This is a genomic window from Enterococcus sp. 9D6_DIV0238, assembly GCF_002174455.2.
Taxonomy (GTDB): Bacteria; Bacillota; Bacilli; order Lactobacillales; family Enterococcaceae; genus Enterococcus_L; species Enterococcus_L dunnyi.
This window is the reverse complement of the sequence record NZ_CP147246.1, coordinates 907,603-928,118: the sequence shown is the minus strand read 5'-3', so window position 1 is coordinate 928,118 and position 20,516 is coordinate 907,603. Positions and strand designations below refer to the sequence as shown.

Here is a 20,516-nt window from a genome sequence, read left to right as displayed (position 1 = left end):
ATTTTCATAAGTTCGTTATGCTTTACAAGGGGGATCAATGGGTTTGCGGATTGGGGGAATAGATGAAGTTTTTATATGAAAATTTATTTGTTATTATTTTTATTGCGAATATGCTTTTATCTTTGATTATTGTATTTCGTGAAAGAAAGCAAACAGCACAAACATGGTCTTGGCTGTTAGTGTTGATGTTTATTCCTGTGTTAGGTTTTATTTTATATATATTCTTAGGTCGAGGAATCTCCAAAGATAAGATCTTTGATATGAAAATGCAGCCTAAAATCGGGATGAACGCTGAAATAGAATCAGAAAAACAATCATTGTTGAGAGGCCTGTTTCCACATCCGGCAACAGGTGATGTCGATCCAAAGCAGTTGATCTATATGCTGACGGTATTTGAAAGTTCATTGTATACAACAAATAATGAACTTCTTCTTTATACGGATGGACGGGAAAAGTTTGACGGCTTAATTAAAGATATTCGAGAAGCAGAGCATCACATCCACATGGAATATTATATTTATCGTGGAGATAATTTAGGAAAAGAACTGCGGCAGGAATTAGTTGATGCGGTGAAACGAGGCGTTAAAGTCAGGTTACTATTGGATGCATGGGGATCAACTCAAGTAAATATGAAATTTTTTGAAGAGTTGCGCCATTTAGGAGGAGAAGTTGCCTTCTTCTTTCCATTATTTGTACCTTATTTAAATCCTAGAATCAATTACCGGAACCATAGAAAAATCGTTGTGATCGATGGAAAAATTGGTTATACTGGCGGCTTTAATGTTGGTGATGAATATTTAGGTAATGTAAAAAAATTCGGTTATTGGCGTGACAATCATTTGAGAATTCACGGTGAAGCTGTTTACAGTTTGCAAAATCGCTTTTTAATGGATTGGAACTCACAGCATAGAAAAGAATTAAGCTATGATTCAGCATTTTTTCCGCCAATTTATTCTGAAGGAAAAAAAGCAGCTCAGATCGTAACAAGCGGGCCGGATTCAGAGCATGAACAAATCAAAATGACTTATTTAAAAATGATTTCGATTGCCAAAAAAGAGATTCTGATCCAGACACCGTACTATATTCCAGATGCTTCGATTCATGAAGCACTGAAGCTGGCATTGCTATCCGGTGTGAAGGTACGTATCCAGATTCCTAATAAGCCAGATCATATGTTGGTGTATTGGGCAACGTATTCATTTTCTGCAGAGCTATTAGAGTATGGTGCGATTATTGAAACGTATGAACATGGGTTTATTCATGCGAAGACAATGATCATCGACGGCGGTATTGTTTCTGTAGGCTCGGCTAATATCGATGTACGCTCTTTTCGTTTAGATTTTGAAGTAAATACAATTATTTATGATCAATCTTTTGCAGAAGAAGTTCGATCAGCATTTTACGAAGATTCTAAAGTATCGGAATTGTTAACAGAGGAGAAATATCGTAATCGAGGGGTCATTATTAAGCTCAAAGAAGGGTTAGCACGCTTGATTTCGCCATTATTATAAGAATCTATTGAAGAGACTGACAGAGCACTTATTGAGTTGCTATGTACAGTCTTTTTTTGTTAAGTGTTATTTAATTCTTGAAATAAGTTAATTTGGAAACTTATAATTTTCAAGTTAAAAAGTTAATGTTAAAATAAATTGATGAATTGAGTTTGGAGGAATATAAGCTAAATGAAAAAGAAAATGCTATTATTTTTTAGTTTAATTGGATTAGTTACATTATCAGGGTGTGCAAAATGGATCGACCGAGGAGAATCGATCACAGCTGTTGGCTCATCGGCACTGCAGCCTTTAGTAGAAACTGCTGCGGAAGAATTCCAAAGCCAAAACCCAGGTCGCTTTATCAATGTCCAAGGTGGAGGAAGCGGAACGGGGTTGAGCCAAGTTCAATCAGGAGCAGTTGATATCGGAAATTCCGATTTATTTGCTGAAGAAAAGAATGGGATCGATGCTGCTAAACTAACAGATCATCGAGTCGCCGTGGTTGGTATTACTCCGATTGTTAACAAAAATGTTGGTGTATCAGATATTTCATTAGAAAATCTGAGAAGGATATTTTTAGGAGAAATCAAAAACTGGAAAGAAGTTGGCGGAAAAGACCTTCCGATCGTTATGCTTAATAGAGCTGCTGGAAGTGGAACAAGAGCAACGTTTGAAAAGTGGGTGCTTGATGGTAAAACAGCGATTCAAGCACAAGAGCAAGACTCAAGCGGTATGGTTCGCTCGATAGTTGCAGATACACCTGGAGCGATCAGTTATACTGCATTTTCATATGTGAATGATGAAGTAAGCACGTTAAGCATCGACGGTGTGAAGCCGACAGATGAAAATGTAACAACGAATCAGTGGATTGTTTGGTCCTATGAACATATGTATACATTGGGTGAGCCTAAAGAGCTAACAAAAGAGTTTTTGGCCTTTATGCTATCAGACGAAGTACAAGAAAAAATCATTGGTCAATTAGGATATATTCCAGTTTCCAGAATGGAAGTTGAACGTGATTGGCAAGGTAATTTAGTTAAATAAGTGACCTTTACACAAAATTTACAAACTTAACACAAGCTTTACATGTTATTAAACGCAAATTTATGTTGAAAAGATACACTTGTTTTGTTATGGAAAATGTTTTGAAAAGCGCTGAAGTAGCTGATTGAAAGAAGAGCTGGATATGAGAAGAAATATTATTGTCTAATGTTCTTTGAAGATGGAGCAAGCTTATTTAGATTTTGGTCTCTTTAGCTATGAAGGATGGTCTTTAGGAAAAAGATAAAAGTGACGCATTTGATTTTATCTAGTTTCCTGTAAGAGTGGGCCAAGCTCATCACGCTTTTAAAATAAGGAGGAATTTTCTTGGAAGATGTGCAGAAAAAATTGTTAACTAAATCAAAACGTGCCAAGATGGAACAACGAGGAAAGTTCATTAGCTTCCTTTGCATCGCTTTGATTGTTTTAGTAGTATTATCGATCTTTTATTTTGTGGCGAGTAAAGGCTTGGCAACCTTCTTTACAAATAAAATCGGTGTTTCAGACTTTCTATTTGGAAAGAATTGGAATCCTAGTGAGACAGGAACAGATGGAAAGCCAATGGTTGGCGCCTTGCCAATGATCACGGGATCATTTATCGTTACATTTTTGTCTGCAATCATTGCGACGCCGTTTGCAATTGGAGCAGCGGTTTTCATGACAGAAATTTCTCCTAAAAAAGGTTCGAAAATTTTACAGCCTGTAATTGAATTATTAGTTGGGATTCCCTCAGTTGTCTATGGTTTTATTGGACTGTCAGTGATCGTACCGTTTATTCGTTCAATTTTTGGTGGGACCGGCTTCGGGATTTTGGCTGGAACGTTTGTACTTTTTGTTATGATTCTACCAACAGTTACAACAATGACGGTCGATGCATTGAAATCAGTACCGCGTCATTATCGTGAAGCTTCACTAGCTCTAGGTGCCACACGTTGGCAAACGATTTATAAAGTTGTGTTACGTGCTGCTGTGCCTGGGATTTTGACCGCTGTTGTTTTTGGGATGGCACGTGCATTTGGTGAAGCACTGGCAATTCAAATGGTCATCGGAAATGCGGCTATCATGCCATCAAGTTTAACGACACCAGCATCAACTTTGACAAGTATCTTAACAATGGGGATTGGAAATACGATCATGGGCACAGTCGAAAATAATGTCTTATGGTCATTAGCATTGATCTTATTACTGATGTCATTGTTCTTCAATATTATTATCCGAATCATTGGTAGGAAAGGAGCCTTGAAATAATGAATGCAAAAAAAGCAGATAAATTTGCAACAGGTGTCCTGTATTTTATTTCAGGCGTGATCGTTTTGATTTTGGCAGCGCTGCTCCTGTATATTTTAGTCCGAGGAATTCCTCATATCTCGTGGGATTTTCTGACAAAACCTTCTAAAGCCTATCAGGCTGGCGGGGGTATTGGTATCCAGCTTTTTAACTCTCTTTATTTATTATTGATCACAATGTTGATCAGCTTTCCGATTTCTTTAGGCGCAGGCATCTATTTGTCCGAGTATGCTAAGAAAAACTGGGTAACAGATGTCATTCGGACATCTATTGAAATCTTAAGTTCATTACCTTCAGTTGTAGTTGGTTTATTCGGTTTCTTGATTTTTGTTGTGCAAATGGGGTATGGATTTTCAATTATTTCAGGCGCCTTAGCTCTAACATTCTTTAATTTACCGCTCTTAACTAGAAACGTTGAAGAATCATTAAAAGCCGTACACTATACACAGCGTGAGGCGGGGTTGTCTTTAGGTCTATCTCGTTGGGAAACAGTCACTAAGGTGGTTGTTCCAGAGGCTTTGCCTGGGATTTTGACTGGAGTGATCTTAAGCTCTGGAAGAATTTTTGGTGAAGCGGCAGCATTGATCTATACAGCGGGTCAAAGTGCACCAGCACTTGATTTCACAAACTGGAACCCATTAAGCGTATCTAGCCCAATCAGTATTTTCCGACAAGCTGAAACGCTAGCTGTTCATATTTGGAAAATCAACACAGAAGGAACAATGCCTGATGGTGCGGCTGTTTCTGCTGGAGCTTCTGCAGTCTTGATTTTAGTTGTTTTATTATTCAACTTCGGAGCTCGTTTTATTGGAAACAGATTGTATAAGAAAATGACATCAGCCTAAGGTTAGGGGAATCAGAATGAAAGAATATAATTTGAATGAAACCAATATTATCAAGGTGCCGGAGCCGGTCGCTTTACATACAGATGACCTACATGTCTGGTATGGAGATAATGAAGCGATCAAAGGTGTCGACTTAGCCTTTGAAAAAAATAAAATCACTGCACTTATCGGACCTTCCGGTTGCGGAAAATCAACTTACCTGCGTTCGTTGAATCGAATGAATGACGGGATCGCTAATACAAGAGTAACAGGAAACATTATGTACAAAGGTGTAAATGTCAATACCAAAGAAGTGGATGTCTATGAAATGCGTAAACGGATCGGTATGGTATTTCAACGACCAAATCCATTCAGTAAATCGATTTATGAAAATATCACATTTGCCTTAAAACAGCACGGTGAAAAAAATAAGAAAAAATTGGACGAAATTGTTGAAACCAGTTTAAAGCAGGCCGCTCTTTGGGATCAAGTCAAAGATAATCTTGATAAGAGTGCATTGGCATTATCCGGCGGACAACAGCAGCGTTTGTGTATTGCCAGAGCAATCGCGATGAAACCGGATATTTTATTGCTGGATGAGCCGGCAAGTGCTTTAGACCCGATCTCAACTGGTAAAGTTGAAGAAACCTTAGTCAATTTGAAAGATGACTATACGATTATTATCGTGACACATAATATGCAACAGGCTGCCCGTATCAGTGATTACACTGCCTTTTTCTATCTTGGTAAAGTGATCGAGTACGATGAAACCAGAAAAATCTTTACACGACCAAAAATTCAAGCCACAGAAGATTATGTTTCTGGACATTTTGGTTAGGAGGAACAAGATGACAAAAGAGATTATTTCATCAAAGGATCTACATCTATATTATGGTAAAAAAGAAGCACTCAAAGGGATCGATCTAAGTATCAATCAGGGTGAAATCACTGCAATGATCGGTCCTTCCGGCTGTGGTAAATCGACGTATCTTCGTTCATTGAACCGAATGAATGATTTGATTCCAGGTGTGACGATCACAGGAAGCGTGGTTTATAAAGGAAAAGATATTTATGGACCAAAGACAGATACGGTTGATTTACGTAAAGAAATCGGGATGGTCTTCCAACAGCCGAATCCTTTTCCATTTTCGGTTTATGAGAATGTTATTTACGGGCTGCGTTTAAAAGGTGAAAAGGATAAGCAGGTATTGGATGAAGCGGTTGAAACCAGTTTAAAAGCCGCTGCAGTATGGGACGATGTGAAAGATAAACTGCATAAAAGTGCGTTGTCCTTATCTGGTGGACAGCAGCAACGGGTTTGTATTGCTCGCGTTTTAGCGGTAGATCCGGAAATTATTTTATTGGATGAACCGACGAGTGCGCTCGATCCTGTCTCAAGCGGGAAGATCGAAAATATGCTGTTGACCTTAAAAGAGAAATATACGATGATCATGGTGACACACAATATGTCACAAGCTTCTCGAATTTCTGATAAAACTGCTTTCTTTTTACAAGGGGAATTGATAGAATTTAATGACACAAAGAAAATATTCTTAAATCCAAAGGAACAACAAACAGAAGACTATATTTCTGGGAAATTTGGATAAAAAAGGAGGAAACCACATGTTGCGTAGTCAGTTTGAAGAAGAATTATTAAATCTGCATAATCAGTTTTATGAAATGGGAATGATGGTGAGTAATGTTGTACATAAATCGGTACGTTCTTACATCAACCATGATAAAAAAATCGCTAATGAAGTCATCGATTATGATGTTGAAATCAATGATATGGAAGTAAAGCTTGAAAAGAAAAGTTTTGAAATGATCGCGTTACAACAACCAGTAACTACAGACTTGAGAATGATCATCACGGTCATGAAAGCCAGCTCTGACCTTGAAAGAATGGCAGATCATGCGGTGTCTATCGCCAAGTCAACGATTCGTCTAAAAGGGGAAACGCGTATTCCTGAAATCGAAAAAGAAATCTCAGACATGTCCGATTACGTTAAAAAAATGGTCGATAATGTGTTGATCGCATACGTGAAAACAGATCAAAAAGATGCTCGAATGATCGCCAAAATGGATACTCGAGTAAATGAATATTTTGATAGTATCTACAGCCACTGTATTGAAGCAATGCAGTCTAATCCGGAAACAGTAGTGAGTGGAACGGATTATCTTCATGTAGCGACTTATTTAGAACGTATCGGTGATTATGTAACAAACATTTGTGAATGGATCGTTTATCTGGCGACTGGTAAAATCACTGAGCTAAATAGCAATCACGATGAATAAGTTATGATAAATAGCAGAAAAAAATTTATTTGAATAAAAACAAAAGTATCTCAGCTAAAATGACATAGTTGAGATACTTTTTTACTAAAAAAATAACTTGAACAAAATTTCAACAAGTGTTTACATTTGTTCTTTCGTCGTGTATGATACAATTATATTGGAAAGCGCTAACCATTATAATCAATTTTTTCGAGGTGAGATAATTTGGAAGAAACGAGTAAAGTTGTTAGTAAACAAGCTCAGTTGACCTTGACTGAACAAAGAAAACAATGGTTCAAAGAATTTATGAAACCGTTTTTGGTCGTTGTTGTCATTTACATTACGATGTATATGATCCGAAATAATTTTAAAGCAGCACAGCCGTTATTAAAAAGTCAGTTAGGGCTGACTACAACAGATCTAGGTTATATTGGTTTTGTCTTTTCCATCGTTTATGGTTTTGGTAAATTTATCGTTGGTTATATCGTCGATGGAAAAAATACAAAGAAAATCTTATCTATATTGCTGCTATTATCATCGATCACCGTTTTATGTATGGGAATTCTTTTTACAATGAATAATGTCCCAATGGGCTGGATCGTTGTTTTGTGGTCGTTGAACGGACTTTTCCAGTGTGTAGGCGGACCAAGTTGTGCTTCTGTCATCACGCAATGGACAACTAGAAGCAATCGTGGCAGATACATTGGCTTATGGAATGCTTCACATAATATTGGTGGCGGTTTTGCAGGGATTTTTGCTGTATGGTGTGCCCAAACCTTTTTTAAGGGTCAGGTCGCAGGTATGTTTATCATTCCAGCATTAGTTGCAGCAGTCATTGCGATCGTAACATTCTTTATCGGTAAAAACAGACCAGAAGATCTTGGCTGGAATTCAAGCGAAGAAATCTTTGGTGAACCAGTGGAAGAAGCGAATGTAGATGCTGAGAACTTAACGAAATGGCAGATTTTCAAGAAATATCTTTTAACGAATCCATACATTTGGGTGCTGTGTGTGGCTAATGTATTTGTTTATATTGTTCGTATTGGTATCGATAACTGGGCACCACTATATGTAACAGAGCATCTGAATTTTTCTCAAGAAGCTGCAGCTCAAACTATTTTCTACTTTGAAATGGGTGCTTTGATCGGCTGTCTTGGCTGGGGCTATATCTCAGATTTATTAAAAGGTAGACCTGCTTTAGTTGCAACGATCAGTACTATTTTGTTACCGATCGGAATCATTGCATATCAGATCGGTACGACAGAAGTAGTGATCAATAGTGCATTATTTATTCTAGGTATGATGATCTTTGGGCCACAGTTGTTGATCAATCTTTCGATGTTGGGCTTCGTACCTAAAAAGGCGACAGTTGTATCTGGCGGATTGCTTGGCGCATTTGCCTACTTGTTTGGTGATTCGATGGCAAAAATTTTATTGGCTAAGATCTCGGATCCATCCAAAAATGGAGTGAACTTCTTTGGACATGTTCTGCATGGCTGGAATGATACGTTTATCATATTTTACATTTCAATCGTGATCATCGCAGTTCTTTTAGGGATCGTTGCATTTGCAGAAGAAAGAAAAAGAAAACAAGTAAACGTATAAAGGTGGAATAAATGAATGAATGTACAAATCACAAATTTTAGAGATTTAGGCGGTATCATAAATAAAAACGGGAAAAAAGTAAAACCAAGAAAATTATTGCGTTCAGGCCATCTGGTGAATTTAGATCAAGCAACACAAGACTTACTTATTGATACGTTCAATTTGACAAGGATCATCGATTTCAGACGAGATTTTGAAATCAGTGAGTCGCCAGATACACCGATCGAAGATGTTGAGTATATCAATTTAGATTTATTAGGTAAAATGAACGCTAAAAGTTCGAGCTTGGCAGATTTTGCTAAATTGAAATCGATCGCCGCTGTTGATCAGCATATGTTAGGGGTTTACGAAGATTTGATTTTAAACCCAGGAGCGCAGGAAGGCTTTACCGAATTTATGGACTATATTTTAGAGAATAAAACAGGAGCAACGATTTTTCATTGTTTTGCCGGTAAAGATCGGACAGGATATGCCTCTGCATTATTATTATTACTTTTAGATGTAGAAAAAGAAGAGATCTACAAAGACTTTCTGATCACCAACACAGAAAGAAAGCAAGCAAATGATCAGCTGATCCAACAGTTTAGAGAACAAGGCTTTGACGAAGAACAGTTGGCATCGCTAGCAACAGCGCTGTATGTCAAAGAAGAATATCTGGATCACGCATTCAATTTGATTGAGAAAAACTTTGGTACAGCTGAAAAATATGCGGCAGAATGTCTAAATATCGATCAGGAAAAATTAAATGAATTAAGAGCGATGTATTTGACAGATTAAGTAGGTATTTGTTTTCCCAGTTTGTTCTTGATATAATAAAACAAATAAAAAAGAACGGACAATGGGTATGGATAAAGAAAAACAACAGCTAAGTATCGAAGTTGCAAGGCTTTACTATCAATCTTCGCTCAGTCAGCAGGAGATTGCAGAAAAATTGAATGTATCGCGTCCCACGATTTCAAGGCTATTGAATTACGCGAAGGAAAAAGGATATGTTCAAATCACGATTTTTGATCCTTTTTCAGACTTATTTGAGATCGAACAAAAACTAAAAGAGAAGTATCTTCTAACTGATGTTCAGGTCGCATTCTCTCCAGATCCAGAATATAACTCTATTTCTGAATATTTAACTTCTTATGCTGCAGAGTATCTGGAAGGAATCATCAAAAGTGGAGATATTATTGGCATCAGTTGGGGAACAACGATGCATAAGACAGTATCTAAGATGAATCATTTAGATATCAAAGGTGTTGAGGTTGTCCAATTAAAAGGTGGTATCGCCTATTTTGATGTCAATAACTATGCATTTGAGACATTGACATTATTTGCAGAAAAGCTGAATACCAAAGCGAAGACCTTTCCTTTACCAGTTATTTTAGATAGTAAGATCGCGAAAGATTTAGTTGTCGAAGATCGACACATCAGTAAGGTCATCAACTTAGGAAAGCAGGCGAATATTGCTGTATTTACAGTTGGAACAGTTCAAAGTGAATCACTTCATTTTCGTTTAGGCTACTTTACTGAATCTGAAGAAAAAGCGTTGAAGGAAAATGCTGTAGGAGATATTTGCTCTAGATTTTTTGATGAAAATGGTAAGATCAGCGATGAAGAGATCAATAGCAGAACGATCGGTATCGAACTTGAAGAGCTGAAGAAAAAGGAAAAATCTATTTTGATTGCTGGCGGTGATCGAAAAGTCAAAGCGATCCATGGGGCATTAGTTGGCGGATATGCAAATGTCCTTTTGATCGATAAATTCACAGCTCTGAAATTATTGAATTATTAAGTAAGATAGTTGAGTAGAAGTATTTTTTCTACTCTTTTATAAATTTTATGCATGAACGAAATTTCGCTATATTAGAACGGAATTTCTAAAAAGGAGAAGACGATGAACGTAAACAAAATGATCGACCACACATTATTGAAACCTGAGGCAAATGAAGCAGCCTTACTTACTATTATTGAAGAAGCAAAGAAATATGAATTTGCTTCTGTCTGTGTTAATCCATATTGGGTGGCGTTAGCAAGTAAAGAATTAGCTGGAACATCAGTTGAAGTATGTACAGTGATTGGATTTCCATTGGGTGCGAATACGACTAGTGTCAAAGCTTTTGAAACAGAGGATGCAATCGAAAACGGCGCAACAGAAGTTGATATGGTGATCAATGTAGGTGCATTGAAATCAGGTGATGAAGAGACAGTTTTGAAAGATATTCAAGGTGTTGTTGAAGCAGCTAAAGGAAGAGCACTTGTTAAAGTTATCTTAGAAACATGCCTTTTGACTGATAGAGAAATCGTTACTGCTTCGAACTTGGCAGTTCAAGCAGGCGCTGATTTTGTCAAGACTTCTACTGGTTTTTCAACAGGCGGAGCAACAGTAAAAGATATTGCCTTAATGCGTAAAACTGTAGGACCTGATATCGGGGTCAAAGCTTCCGGCGGAGTTAGAACAGCTGAAGATACAAAAGCTATGATCCATGCTGGCGCGTCAAGAATCGGTGCTAGCTCCAGTGTTGCAATCGTTGATGCAACAAGCGAAAATACAACAGACGGATATTAAGATAAGAAAATAAATACGAAAGTGAGGCAGCCAACTATGAGAATGGTAGATATTATTGAAAAGAAAAGAAATGGCAAAGAACTGAGTAAGCAAGAAATCGAGTTTTTTGTTAATGGCTATACGAATGGTACGATTCCTGATTATCAGGCAAGTGCTTTTCTGATGGCAATCTATTTCCAGGACATGTCAGACGAAGAACGGGCCAATTTGACCTTGGCGATGGTCGCTTCAGGTGATGTGATCGATTTATCAAATATTGATGGAATCAAAGTAGATAAGCATTCCACTGGTGGTGTTGGCGACACAACAACTTTGGTCTTAGCACCATTAGTCGCTGCTTTAGATATTCCTTTTGCTAAAATGTCAGGTCGCGGGCTGGGACATACAGGTGGTACGATCGACAAATTAGAAGCCTTCACTGGTTTTCATGTGGAATTGACTGATGAAGAATTTACCGAAATGGTCAATCGTGATAAGATTTCTGTGATCGGACAATCTGGAAATCTGACACCGGCAGACAAAAAGCTATATGCTCTAAGAGATGTTACAGCAACAGTTAGTTCGATCCCTTTGATCGCCAGTTCAATCATGAGTAAAAAAATCGCTGCAGGAGCAGATGCAATCGTTTTGGATGTAAAGACTGGCGCAGGTGCTTTCATGAAGACAGAAGAAGAAGCGGCAGAACTTGCCTCAGCAATGGTTCGTATCGGGAATCTCGTTGGACGAAATACAATGGCGATCATTTCAGATATGTCACAACCTTTAGGCAATGCGATCGGCAATTCACTAGAAGTTAAAGAAGCGATTGATACGCTTGAAGGCCATGGCCCAGAGGATTTAACAGAATTAGTATTGACCTTAGGTAGTCAGATGGTCGTGCTTGCCGGCAAAACAGATTCCTTAGCAGAAGCAAGAGAAATGCTGAAAGGAGTCATCGAAGATGGCTCAGCACTTACTAAATTCAAACAATTCATTAAAAACCAAGGCGGAGATCCTAATTGGATCGAAAATCCAGAGTTATTACCGCAAGCGGAGTACAAAATAGAAGTTCTCTCTGATACAGAAGGTTTTGTTTCTGAAATCGTGGCGGACAATATTGGAGTTGCAGCAATGAAACTAGGTGCTGGAAGAGAAACAAAAGAGGATGATATTGATTTGGCTGTTGGATTGGTTTTACGTAAAAAAGTAGGAGATCCAGTTAAAAGAGGAGAATCTTTAGTTACTATTTTCGCCAATCAAAAAGAGGTCACGGATGTTGAAATGATGATCAAAGAAAATATCCGCATCGGTAATGACATTCCAGAAAGTAAATTGATTTATAGAGAGATCCATTCCTAGTCTATAGGAGATCAAATAAAACGCGCATGTTTATAAAAAGAAAGCCTGAATCAATACAACATTGATCCAGGCTTTCTTTTATGCCTATCGGTCAATTTCTACCTATAATATACTTATAAGTAAGGCACGTATAAATAATAGAAAGAAATGGTTGCACTTGAGGACTATCGAAAATTCATTCTTAAGTCCTATGACAAATAATTAAAAAGAGGGCATAATAGGTACATAAGGAAAACACCCTTGGGTGAAAAATTTGCTAAGGAGGCAATTTCCATGAAAGAAAGAGAAAGAGTATTAGACTTAGTTAAAAAAGGCATCCTGTCTTCTGAAGAAGCTTTAGTCTTATTAGAAAATATGGCAACTGAAAAAGATGAGAAACAAATCAAAAAAGCTGCCGATCAAGTAAACGTAACTGGTGCAACTGTCGATTCAAAAGAAAATGATAAAGTCGTAGATTTAGTAGATAAGTTGGAACAAAATGCAGAAGAAAGCATCGAACCTGAAGTTTCAGATGAAGATGTAGAAGCAAAAGAAGCGGAAGATCGTGAACGTTTAGAAAAAATTCTTGATGATCTTGCAACAGAAGCCAATCGTGCTTCTGTAGAATTAGACGAAATCAACGCTGAAATCGCTGGTGTGAAAGAGGAAATCAAAGAAGCGCAAGAAAAATTGATGGAATTGAATACCAAGGAAGAGCTTAGCGAATTAACAAATGAAGATTTAGAATTAAGAACGTCATTAGAAACTGAGATCAAAGAACTTGAAGATTCATTAGATGAAAGAAACCAAGAAAAAATTAGACTAGAAGCAGAATTAAAGAATATTCGCAAAGAACAATGGTCAGAAACGAAAGACCGTGTTGCTTCTAAATTTGATATTCCGGATGATTGGAAAGAGCAAGCCACTGACACGATCAATCAAGTTGGCGAAAAAATGAGTGAAGCAGGCTCCCAATTAGGATCATTTCTTAAAAAGACATTCACTTCTTTTAGTGAAACGATGAATGACAACGTGGAATGGAAAGACGTGAGCTTCAAAGTTCCAGGTGTCGCAACGACAAAATTTGAACATGAATTCAATTATCCATCACCACTTGCAAGCTTGATCGATGTCAAAGTAGCTAATGGAAATATCGTTTTCAAAACTTGGGATCAACCAGATGTCAAAGTAGAAGGAAAAATCAAATTATATGGCAAAATGGATGCAGAAACACCATTAGAAGCATTCCTAGAAAGAAGCCAAATCGATGTAGATGATGAAGTGATTTCCTTCCAAATCCCGAATAAACGTGTTCGTGCAGACTTAGTTTTCTATTTACCAGAACGCACCTTTGATCACGTATCGATCAAATTATTGAACGGGAACGTTCTTGTTGAATCGTTAAAAGCAAAAGATGTTTATGCCAAATCAACAAATGGCTCGATCACATTCAACAAAATTGATGCGACAATGCTTGAAATCGAAGGGGTAAACGGAGATATCAAGGTCTTAGATGGAGAAATCCTAGACAATATCATCGAAACAGTTAACGGAACAGTAACAATTGCTGCAACTCCGCAAACGGTGGGTGTTTCATTGATCAACGGAGATGTGCGCATTACTGCAAAAGAAAACACATTAAGAAAAGTTGAAGCAAGTTCTGTCAACGGAAACGTAAAAATTGCTTTACCAAAAGAACTCGGTATCGAAGGAACGGTCAAAACAAGCTTAGGCAGCATCAATAGCCGATTAAGTGAATATGACGTTATTCGTGAGAAAAAAGAAAGAACCAATCAATTGTTACAATTCAGACGCTTAAACGATGAAAATATGGCACAAATCAATGCTTCTACAACAACAGGAAATATTTATTTAAAAGACACAGATAAATAAATAGTAGAATCATTGACCAGTGTGAGTAATCTATAGGTTTGGGTAATGGTTGAGATGATAAGCCAAAAGAACTTAGCTGCTTCTCGACCATTATTCAAATAAAAAGAAAAAAAGGATGATTCTTCATCCATTCTATTGTAAAATCATAAAGATGAGAGGTGAAAATAATGAAAAGACCATTGACGAAATCTTCTAATAACGTAGTATTAACAGGAAGCTTGGCGGGGATTGCAGAATGGATCGGTGTAGATCCAACGATCGTTCGTGTGATTTATGTGATTCTTGCGATATTCTCAGCAGGATTCCCTGGCTTTTTACTTTATATTGCATTAGCTGTCTTACTTCCTTCTGGAAGACGCAATAATCAAGGCGGATATGGGCATCAAAACCCTTATAATCGTAATACTCGTAATCCAAATCCATATGCAAACGGACAAAAACCAAGAAAAAATGCTGAAAAAGTGGATGATGATGACTGGAGTGACTTCTAATGACATATTTTCAACGTTTAGTTGTTAACACGTTGACCTTTGTGTCACTCTCAGTGATGTTTCCTAATATGATTTTTGTAAGAAGCATTGGTATGGCAATCGTAGCCGCATTCGTACTTTCTGTTTTGAATATGCTCGTAAAACCAGTTCTGACGATTTTATCATTGCCATTTACACTGCTCACCTTTGGGTTATTCAGTTTTGTTGTAAATGCAGCGATGTTAAAAATGACCTCTTCTTTTGTAGGAGAAATGAACTTTGGTTTTTCAAGTTTTGGTGCAGCGATTTTAATGGCGGTAATCATGTCATTAGTCAATGCAATCGTTAGTGAACGCAACTTAGATAAATATAGTAGAAAAGGATAAAACTCAGACGACTTTCGTTTGGTTTTATCCTTTTTTATATAAATGGGTCATCCAAATCAACGATTCGGCACTCTTCGTGCTGATTGATGTAGCTATATAAAATATTGATAAAATCGACTTGGGCTTTTGAAAATCGTTTGAAGTGTGTCGGTTTTGATTTAGGCAGTATTTTTTGAGCTAGTTCTGCCGCAGTATATTTATGAAAAGTTTGTTTTGTATAAATCCGACTATTGATGACCAAACCTTGATAGATTAAATAATATTTTATTTTTGAATCATAAGGCAGCCAAAGCAGCTGCCAGTCTGTTTGGCTGGCAAGGATCAGCTTTTTATTTTGGTTGAAAAAGCGAGTAAGAAACTGCCATTCTTCATGCAGTTTTCCAGCGCGTTCAAATGAGAAATTTTCAGAAGCTAAAAGCATGTTTGTTTCCAGTCTCTTTTGTGGTTGTTCGCCGTTCAAAGTAAAGGCTTCAAATAGCTCTTTAATGATCACGTCTCTATCTAAAGTAATCGTAGACTGATCCGAAAAAGTTTGATGCCAGTAATTATTTTTATTTAATCCGTATAGTTCTTCTAAAATTTGTTTCACCTGATCAAGCTTTCTGTGGATAGAGAAAGGACCAAAGCAATTTTTTTCTGTTGGAGCAGGTAAGATATTGAGTTTGATTTCCTTATCGTCTATATTGATCTCAAAATATTTATATTTTTCGAATGTGTTCATCTGACGGTTATAAATGGGGCGATGGGTTTGGATCAGTTCGCATTCTAATAAGAGAGCATCAAGTTCAGTTGGAACATCGATCGTATAAAAACTTGTCAATTGTTGGATCATCCGCAATGTTTTTTTAGAATGCTGTTTATTTTTGATAAAGTAACTGCTGACTCGTTCGCGTAATTTTTTTGCTTTACCAACATAGATGATGTCTCCATGTTTATCCTGCATTAAATAAACACCAGGCGTAAGCGGCAATTCCTTTGCCTGATTCTTCAAAGTATCGTTCATACTGGCTCACATCCCATATTTTTTTGGCTGATGGATGGTATACAAGTTAAGTATACAAATTAATCGTTGATAGTCAATGAGTAGATCTAAGCTGCTTTATGGTCTAAAACAAATAGGGACAATCTTGTTAATGGCTAGTAACTTCCTGCTTGAAATGATAAAATGAAACGAGTAGAGAACAAGAAGGGATGACGAATATGGAAGAAGTTGTAAAAATTCATCAACTGGTAGAAAAGCTTTCTTTAGAAGTCGTTTATGGCGATGAAGAAAGTTTAAATAGAGAGATCACAACAGGAGATATTTCACGTCCTGGTTTAGAATTGACTGGTTATTTTAATTATTATCCCCATAATCGCTTACAGTTATTCGGCAGTAAAGAAATCACCTTTGCTGAGCGGATGATACCGGAAGAACGCTTAATGGTCATGCGTCGTTTATGTGAGAAAGATACACCGGCATTCATTATTTCCAGAGGATTAGAAGCTCCGGAGGAAATGGTGCAGGCAGCGAAAGAAAAAGGATTAGCTGTATTACGTTCACCGATCTCAACTTCACGATTATTAGGCGAGATTTCCAGCTATCTGGATGGGCGCTTGGCTGTGAGAAGCAGCATCCATGGTGTATTAGTCGATGTGTATGGTTTAGGTGTATTGATCCAAGGCGATAGCGGTATTGGTAAGAGCGAAACGGCCTTAGAATTGATTAAACGAGGTCATCGCTTGATCGCAGATGATCGGGTCGACGTTTATCAGCAGGATGAGCTGACAGTAATCGGTGAGCCGCCAAAAATACTGCAGCATCTGATCGAGATCCGCGGCATTGGGATCATTGATGTAATGAACTTATTCGGTGCCAGTGCTGTTCGTGGCTTTATGCAGGTTCAACTGGTCGTGTATCTTGAAGCGTGGGAGAAGGATAAAAAATATGATCGCTTAGGTTCAGATGATGCAATGATCGAGATTGCTAATGTAGATGTACCGCAGATTCGTATCCCTGTAAAAACAGGTCGAAATGTTGCGATCATCATTGAAGTAGCTGCGATGAATTTCCGTGCGAAAACAATGGGATATGATGCGACAAAAGCATTTGAAGAACGATTGACACGTTTGATTGAAGAAAATTCAGGAAACGTTTAACGGATAAAAATATTCGGATTTTAGAAATAGATTAGCTTCACAGGCCAGCTCTTCGGAAAAAAGATAAACTAAGTGTGTGTCAAAGAGCGTCACAAACTTATTTTCCTATTTTTCAGTCAGAGCTGACCAGCCTGTTCAGCTTTTATTTTAAGGAGGCAGCCAAATGTTAGGTCAGGTAAATCCAGTTGCATTCAATCTTTTTGGAATAGCAGTTTACTGGTATGCAATCATTATTGTATCAGGAATAGTACTAGCTGTTTGGCTAAGTAGTAGAGAAGCAGTTAGTGTCGGTTTAAAAGAAGATGATGTGATCGATTTTATGTTGTGGGGCTTACCGAGTGCAATTGTCGGTGCTCGTTTGTACTATGTTATTTTTCAATGGCAGGATTATATAGATAATCCAATAGAAATCATTTTGACTAGAAATGGTGGTTTAGCAATTTACGGTGGCTTGATCGGAGGAGGTCTGGCGTTATTCTTCTTTGCAAGACATCGGTTCATCTCAACATGGACATTTTTGGATATCGCAGCACCTAGTGTGATTTTAGCTCAGGCTATCGGACGTTGGGGAAATTTCATGAATCATGAAGCATATGGCCCAGCAACAACACGCAGCTTTTTGGAAGGACTGCATTTGCCTAAATTTATCATCGACAATATGAATATTGACGGCACCTATCATCAGCCGACATTCTTGTATGAGTCTGTTTGGAATGTTTTAGGTTTTATTGTTCTAGTTCTTTTGAGAAGAAAGAAAAATTTCTTGAAAGAAGGAGAAGTATTTTTAGGATACATCATCTGGTATTCATTCGGTCGCTTCTTTATTGAAGGGATGCGGACAGATAGTCTATATGCATTTGGCAGTATCAGAGTTTCCCAATTAGTGTCACTTGTGCTGTTTTTCGGTGCGATCGGTTTAATGATTTTCCGTCGTAAAAAAGGTGCGATCAAGTTTTATGACAGAGAAAAAGGAACGATAAAAAAAGCAGAATAGAACTGCCTATTATGGCTGTGCTATGGTAAAATATAGATTGGGTATGAAAGTAATAAAAGTAGTAAATTTAGTAAGTTATTATAAATAAAAGCTGATGAAATTTAGTTCGGCTTTTCTGTAAAGGAGATTTTCACCAATGAAACAAAAAGTTGCTGTCTTAGGTCCCGGTTCATGGGGAACAGCATTGGCACAAGTTTTAGCAGAGGATGGCCATGAGGTTCGCATTTGGGGCAATAATAAAGCACAAATTGATGAAATCAATAGGCATCATACCAATCAACACTATCTTCCAGATCTAGTGATCCCAGAATCTATTCAAGGAACGCTATCATTGGAAGAATGTATCGACAACGTAGATGCTGTTTTATTCGTGGTTCCAACTAAAGCAATTCGCTCTGTTGCACAGGAATTTACAGCTAAATGTAAAAATCAACCATTGATCATTCATGCTAGTAAAGGATTGGAGCAAGGCAGCCATAAACGAATTTCAGAGGTATTGATGGAAGAGATACCAGCTGAAAAGCGCCGTGGTGTTGTTGTTTTATCTGGACCAAGTCATGCAGAAGAAGTTGCTGTACACGATATCACGACAATTACTGCTGCATGTGAAGATTTAGAACAAGCTTGCTATGTTCAGCAATTATTCATGAACGACTATTTTAGAATTTATACAAATGATGATGTGATCGGTGTCGAAACAGGTGCTGCACTAAAGAATATCATTGCTTTAGGAGCGGGAGCGATCCATGGCTTAGGTTTTGGTGATAATGCAAAAGCTGCGATCATGACTCGTGGTTTGGCAGAAATCAGCCGTTTGGGTGTGGCGATGGGAGCGAACCCGTTGACGTTTATCGGCTTGAGCGGTGTAGGTGATTTGATCGTGACATGTACAAGTGTTCACTCTCGTAACTGGCGAGCAGGAAACCTACTTGGAAAAGGCCATAGTTTAGATGAAGTTCTTGAAAACATGGGCATGATCGTTGAAGGCGTTTCGACAACGAAAGCGGCTTATGAACTGTCACAACAATTAAATGTTGAAATGCCGATAACAGCGGCCATTTATAGTGTGCTTTATGAAGGTAAAGACGTGAAACAAGCAGCAAAAGAGATTATGTTGCGTGATGGTAAAACAGAAAATGAGTTTTCTGTATAAATAGGAGGAAAGATAAAATGAAAGTAAGAAAAGCGGTTATCCCGGCAGCTGGCCTGGGTACAAGGTTTTTACCAGCGACCAAAGCTATGGCAAAAGAGATGCTGCCAATCGTTGATAAACCAACGATTCAATTTATTGTGGAAGAAGCATTGGCTTCTGGTATCGAAGATATCTTGATCGTTACAGGCAAGGCAAAACGTCCAATCGAGGACCACTTTGATGCAAACTTTGAATTAGAGAGTAATCTTCGTGAGAAAAATAAAACAGAATTATTAAAATTAGTAGAAGAAACGACGGATGTCAATCTTCATTTTATTCGTCAATCTCATCCAAAAGGATTAGGTCATGCCGTATTACAGGCAAAGGCTTTTGTTGGAAATGAACCATTTGTTGTCATGTTGGGCGATGATATTATGGAAGATAAGATTCCTCTATCTAAGCAATTGATGAACGATTATGATTCGACTCATGCATCAACGATAGCAGTGATGAAAGTGCCTCATGAAGAAACATCAAAATATGGCATTATCAATCCGGAAGCAGAAGTTTCAAGTGGTTTATATAACGTTAACAGCTTCGTTGAAAAACCAACGCCAGAAGAAGCGCCGAGTGATTTAGCGATTATTGGACGTTACTTACTAACACCAGAGATTTTCCATGTTCTTGAAACGCAAGAACCTGGCGCAGGTGGAGAAATTCAACTAACAGATGCAATCGATACGTTAAATAAAACACAGCGTGTATTCGCACGTGAATTCACAGGAAAACGTTATGATGTGGGAGATAAATTTGGTTTTATGAAAACTAGTATCGAGTATGGTCTAGTTCACCCAGAAGTGAAGGATAATCTTCGTAATTATATTATTGAGCTAGGTGAAGAGCTTTCGAAAGAACAAGCATCAAAAAAGAAATAGAGTAAATTAATATTATGATGAAAGACAGGACAATTGTTCTGTCTTTTTTATTATTTTACGAAAAATCACAAAGGAAGATAGAGAGTTTTAGGTTAAATTGTTATAATTGAAGAAGTAAAGCAACTGAATAATTTGAGAAAAATGCTAGTTGATGTTATTCTAAAAGTGT

The 20,516-nt window shown here is 37.6% G+C and carries 20 protein-coding genes; 19 read left to right on the top strand and 1 reads right to left on the bottom strand.

The window, feature by feature from the left end:
* The first annotated feature begins 62 nt into the window (after window positions 1-62).
* The 15 genes from cls (at window position 63) to A5889_RS04290 (ending at window position 15,147) form a co-directional block, all read left to right on the top strand.
* Entirely contained in the window at window positions 63-1,511 is a 1,449-nt protein-coding gene (gene cls / locus A5889_RS04360; RefSeq protein WP_087641286.1) for a cardiolipin synthase, read from the top strand.
* Between the two features lie 171 nt (window positions 1,512-1,682).
* Complete coding sequence (locus A5889_RS04355; RefSeq protein WP_087641287.1) at window positions 1,683-2,537, top strand: phosphate ABC transporter substrate-binding protein PstS; 855 nt, start codon at window positions 1,683-1,685, stop codon at window positions 2,535-2,537.
* A gap of 324 nt (window positions 2,538-2,861) precedes the next feature.
* A complete protein-coding gene (gene pstC / locus A5889_RS04350; RefSeq protein WP_087641288.1) occupies window positions 2,862-3,782 on the top strand; it encodes a phosphate ABC transporter permease subunit PstC in 921 nt (306 codons plus the stop codon).
* Entirely contained in the window at window positions 3,782-4,666 is an 885-nt protein-coding gene (pstA, locus tag A5889_RS04345; RefSeq protein ID WP_087641289.1) for a phosphate ABC transporter permease PstA, read from the top strand. The genes pstC and pstA overlap by 1 nt, the downstream gene beginning before the upstream one ends.
* Before the next feature lie 16 nt (window positions 4,667-4,682).
* Window positions 4,683-5,483, top strand: coding sequence for a phosphate ABC transporter ATP-binding protein PstB (gene pstB, locus A5889_RS04340; RefSeq protein WP_087641290.1), 801 nt, complete (start codon window positions 4,683-4,685; stop codon window positions 5,481-5,483).
* A 10-nt stretch (window positions 5,484-5,493) separates the two neighbouring features.
* On the top strand, window positions 5,494-6,252 hold the full coding sequence (gene pstB / locus A5889_RS04335; protein ID WP_069661845.1) for a phosphate ABC transporter ATP-binding protein PstB: 759 nt from the start codon (window positions 5,494-5,496) through the stop codon (window positions 6,250-6,252).
* A 16-nt stretch (window positions 6,253-6,268) separates the two neighbouring features.
* Window positions 6,269-6,940 (top strand): phosphate signaling complex protein PhoU, encoded by a 672-nt coding sequence (phoU, locus tag A5889_RS04330; RefSeq protein WP_087641291.1) that lies wholly within the window; start codon window positions 6,269-6,271, stop codon window positions 6,938-6,940.
* A gap of 204 nt (window positions 6,941-7,144) precedes the next feature.
* Window positions 7,145-8,524 carry a hexose-6-phosphate:phosphate antiporter gene (uhpT, locus tag A5889_RS04325; protein WP_087641292.1) on the top strand — a complete coding sequence of 460 codons (1,380 nt, stop codon included), beginning with the start codon at window positions 7,145-7,147 and terminating at the stop codon, window positions 8,522-8,524.
* A gap of 15 nt (window positions 8,525-8,539) precedes the next feature.
* Window positions 8,540-9,301 (top strand): tyrosine-protein phosphatase, encoded by a 762-nt coding sequence (locus A5889_RS04320; protein WP_087641293.1) that lies wholly within the window; start codon window positions 8,540-8,542, stop codon window positions 9,299-9,301.
* A 67-nt stretch (window positions 9,302-9,368) separates the two neighbouring features.
* Complete coding sequence (locus A5889_RS04315; RefSeq protein WP_087641557.1) at window positions 9,369-10,307, top strand: sugar-binding transcriptional regulator; 939 nt, start codon at window positions 9,369-9,371, stop codon at window positions 10,305-10,307.
* A gap of 102 nt (window positions 10,308-10,409) precedes the next feature.
* Window positions 10,410-11,081: a deoxyribose-phosphate aldolase gene (gene deoC / locus A5889_RS04310; protein WP_087641294.1), complete on the top strand. Its 672-nt coding sequence runs from the start codon at window positions 10,410-10,412 to the stop codon at window positions 11,079-11,081.
* Between the two features lie 36 nt (window positions 11,082-11,117).
* Entirely contained in the window at window positions 11,118-12,419 is a 1,302-nt protein-coding gene (locus A5889_RS04305) for a pyrimidine-nucleoside phosphorylase (RefSeq protein WP_087641295.1), read from the top strand.
* A gap of 273 nt (window positions 12,420-12,692) precedes the next feature.
* Complete coding sequence (liaX, locus tag A5889_RS04300) at window positions 12,693-14,291, top strand: daptomycin-sensing surface protein LiaX (RefSeq protein ID WP_087641296.1); 1,599 nt, start codon at window positions 12,693-12,695, stop codon at window positions 14,289-14,291.
* 167 nt (window positions 14,292-14,458) lie between these two features.
* Complete coding sequence (locus A5889_RS04295; RefSeq protein ID WP_087641297.1) at window positions 14,459-14,782, top strand: PspC domain-containing protein; 324 nt, start codon at window positions 14,459-14,461, stop codon at window positions 14,780-14,782.
* Window positions 14,782-15,147: a phage holin family protein gene (locus A5889_RS04290; RefSeq protein WP_087641298.1), complete on the top strand. Its 366-nt coding sequence runs from the start codon at window positions 14,782-14,784 to the stop codon at window positions 15,145-15,147. The genes A5889_RS04295 and A5889_RS04290 overlap by 1 nt, the downstream gene beginning before the upstream one ends.
* Window positions 15,148-15,181: 34 nt before the next feature.
* Here the strand turns inward: A5889_RS04290 and A5889_RS04285 are convergent, their stop codons facing one another.
* Entirely contained in the window at window positions 15,182-16,150 is a 969-nt protein-coding gene (locus tag A5889_RS04285; RefSeq protein WP_087641299.1) for a GIY-YIG nuclease family protein, read from the bottom strand.
* A gap of 197 nt (window positions 16,151-16,347) precedes the next feature.
* Here A5889_RS04285 and hprK point away from each other — a divergent pair, with 197 nt between their 5' ends.
* The 4 genes from hprK (at window position 16,348) to galU (ending at window position 20,347) form a co-directional block, all read left to right on the top strand.
* On the top strand, window positions 16,348-17,286 hold the full coding sequence (gene hprK, locus A5889_RS04280; RefSeq protein WP_087641300.1) for an HPr(Ser) kinase/phosphatase: 939 nt from the start codon (window positions 16,348-16,350) through the stop codon (window positions 17,284-17,286).
* Window positions 17,287-17,449: 163 nt separating this feature from the next.
* Complete coding sequence (gene lgt / locus A5889_RS04275; RefSeq protein ID WP_087641301.1) at window positions 17,450-18,280, top strand: prolipoprotein diacylglyceryl transferase; 831 nt, start codon at window positions 17,450-17,452, stop codon at window positions 18,278-18,280.
* Between the two features lie 136 nt (window positions 18,281-18,416).
* Complete coding sequence (locus A5889_RS04270) at window positions 18,417-19,433, top strand: NAD(P)H-dependent glycerol-3-phosphate dehydrogenase (protein ID WP_087641302.1); 1,017 nt, start codon at window positions 18,417-18,419, stop codon at window positions 19,431-19,433.
* A gap of 17 nt (window positions 19,434-19,450) precedes the next feature.
* Window positions 19,451-20,347, top strand: a complete 897-nt coding sequence (gene galU / locus A5889_RS04265) for a UTP--glucose-1-phosphate uridylyltransferase GalU (RefSeq protein ID WP_087641303.1) — start codon at window positions 19,451-19,453, stop codon at window positions 20,345-20,347.
* Window positions 20,348-20,516: the final 169 nt, after the last annotated feature.

Excerpts from the sequence above, each read along its gene's own strand:
- cls (WP_087641286.1), top strand. The coding sequence starts at position 63 with ATGAAGTTTTTATATGAAAATTTATTTGTTATTATTTTTATTGCGAAT.
- A5889_RS04355 (WP_087641287.1), top strand. The coding sequence starts at position 1,683 with ATGAAAAAGAAAATGCTATTATTTTTTAGTTTAATTGGATTAGTTACA.
- pstA (WP_087641289.1), top strand. The coding sequence starts at position 3,782 with ATGAATGCAAAAAAAGCAGATAAATTTGCAACAGGTGTCCTGTATTTT.
- pstB (WP_087641290.1), top strand. The coding sequence starts at position 4,683 with ATGAAAGAATATAATTTGAATGAAACCAATATTATCAAGGTGCCGGAG.
- pstB (WP_069661845.1), top strand. The coding sequence starts at position 5,494 with ATGACAAAAGAGATTATTTCATCAAAGGATCTACATCTATATTATGGT.
- phoU (WP_087641291.1), top strand. The coding sequence starts at position 6,269 with ATGTTGCGTAGTCAGTTTGAAGAAGAATTATTAAATCTGCATAATCAG.
- A5889_RS04320 (WP_087641293.1), top strand. The coding sequence starts at position 8,540 with ATGAATGTACAAATCACAAATTTTAGAGATTTAGGCGGTATCATAAAT.
- A5889_RS04315 (WP_087641557.1), top strand. The coding sequence starts at position 9,369 with ATGGATAAAGAAAAACAACAGCTAAGTATCGAAGTTGCAAGGCTTTAC.
- deoC (WP_087641294.1), top strand. The coding sequence starts at position 10,410 with ATGAACGTAAACAAAATGATCGACCACACATTATTGAAACCTGAGGCA.
- A5889_RS04305 (WP_087641295.1), top strand. The coding sequence starts at position 11,118 with ATGAGAATGGTAGATATTATTGAAAAGAAAAGAAATGGCAAAGAACTG.
- liaX (WP_087641296.1), top strand. The coding sequence starts at position 12,693 with ATGAAAGAAAGAGAAAGAGTATTAGACTTAGTTAAAAAAGGCATCCTG.
- A5889_RS04295 (WP_087641297.1), top strand. The coding sequence starts at position 14,459 with ATGAAAAGACCATTGACGAAATCTTCTAATAACGTAGTATTAACAGGA.
- A5889_RS04290 (WP_087641298.1), top strand. The coding sequence starts at position 14,782 with ATGACATATTTTCAACGTTTAGTTGTTAACACGTTGACCTTTGTGTCA.
- A5889_RS04285 (WP_087641299.1), bottom strand. The coding sequence starts at position 16,150 with ATGAACGATACTTTGAAGAATCAGGCAAAGGAATTGCCGCTTACGCCT.
- hprK (WP_087641300.1), top strand. The coding sequence starts at position 16,348 with ATGGAAGAAGTTGTAAAAATTCATCAACTGGTAGAAAAGCTTTCTTTA.
- lgt (WP_087641301.1), top strand. The coding sequence starts at position 17,450 with ATGTTAGGTCAGGTAAATCCAGTTGCATTCAATCTTTTTGGAATAGCA.
- A5889_RS04270 (WP_087641302.1), top strand. The coding sequence starts at position 18,417 with ATGAAACAAAAAGTTGCTGTCTTAGGTCCCGGTTCATGGGGAACAGCA.
- galU (WP_087641303.1), top strand. The coding sequence starts at position 19,451 with ATGAAAGTAAGAAAAGCGGTTATCCCGGCAGCTGGCCTGGGTACAAGG.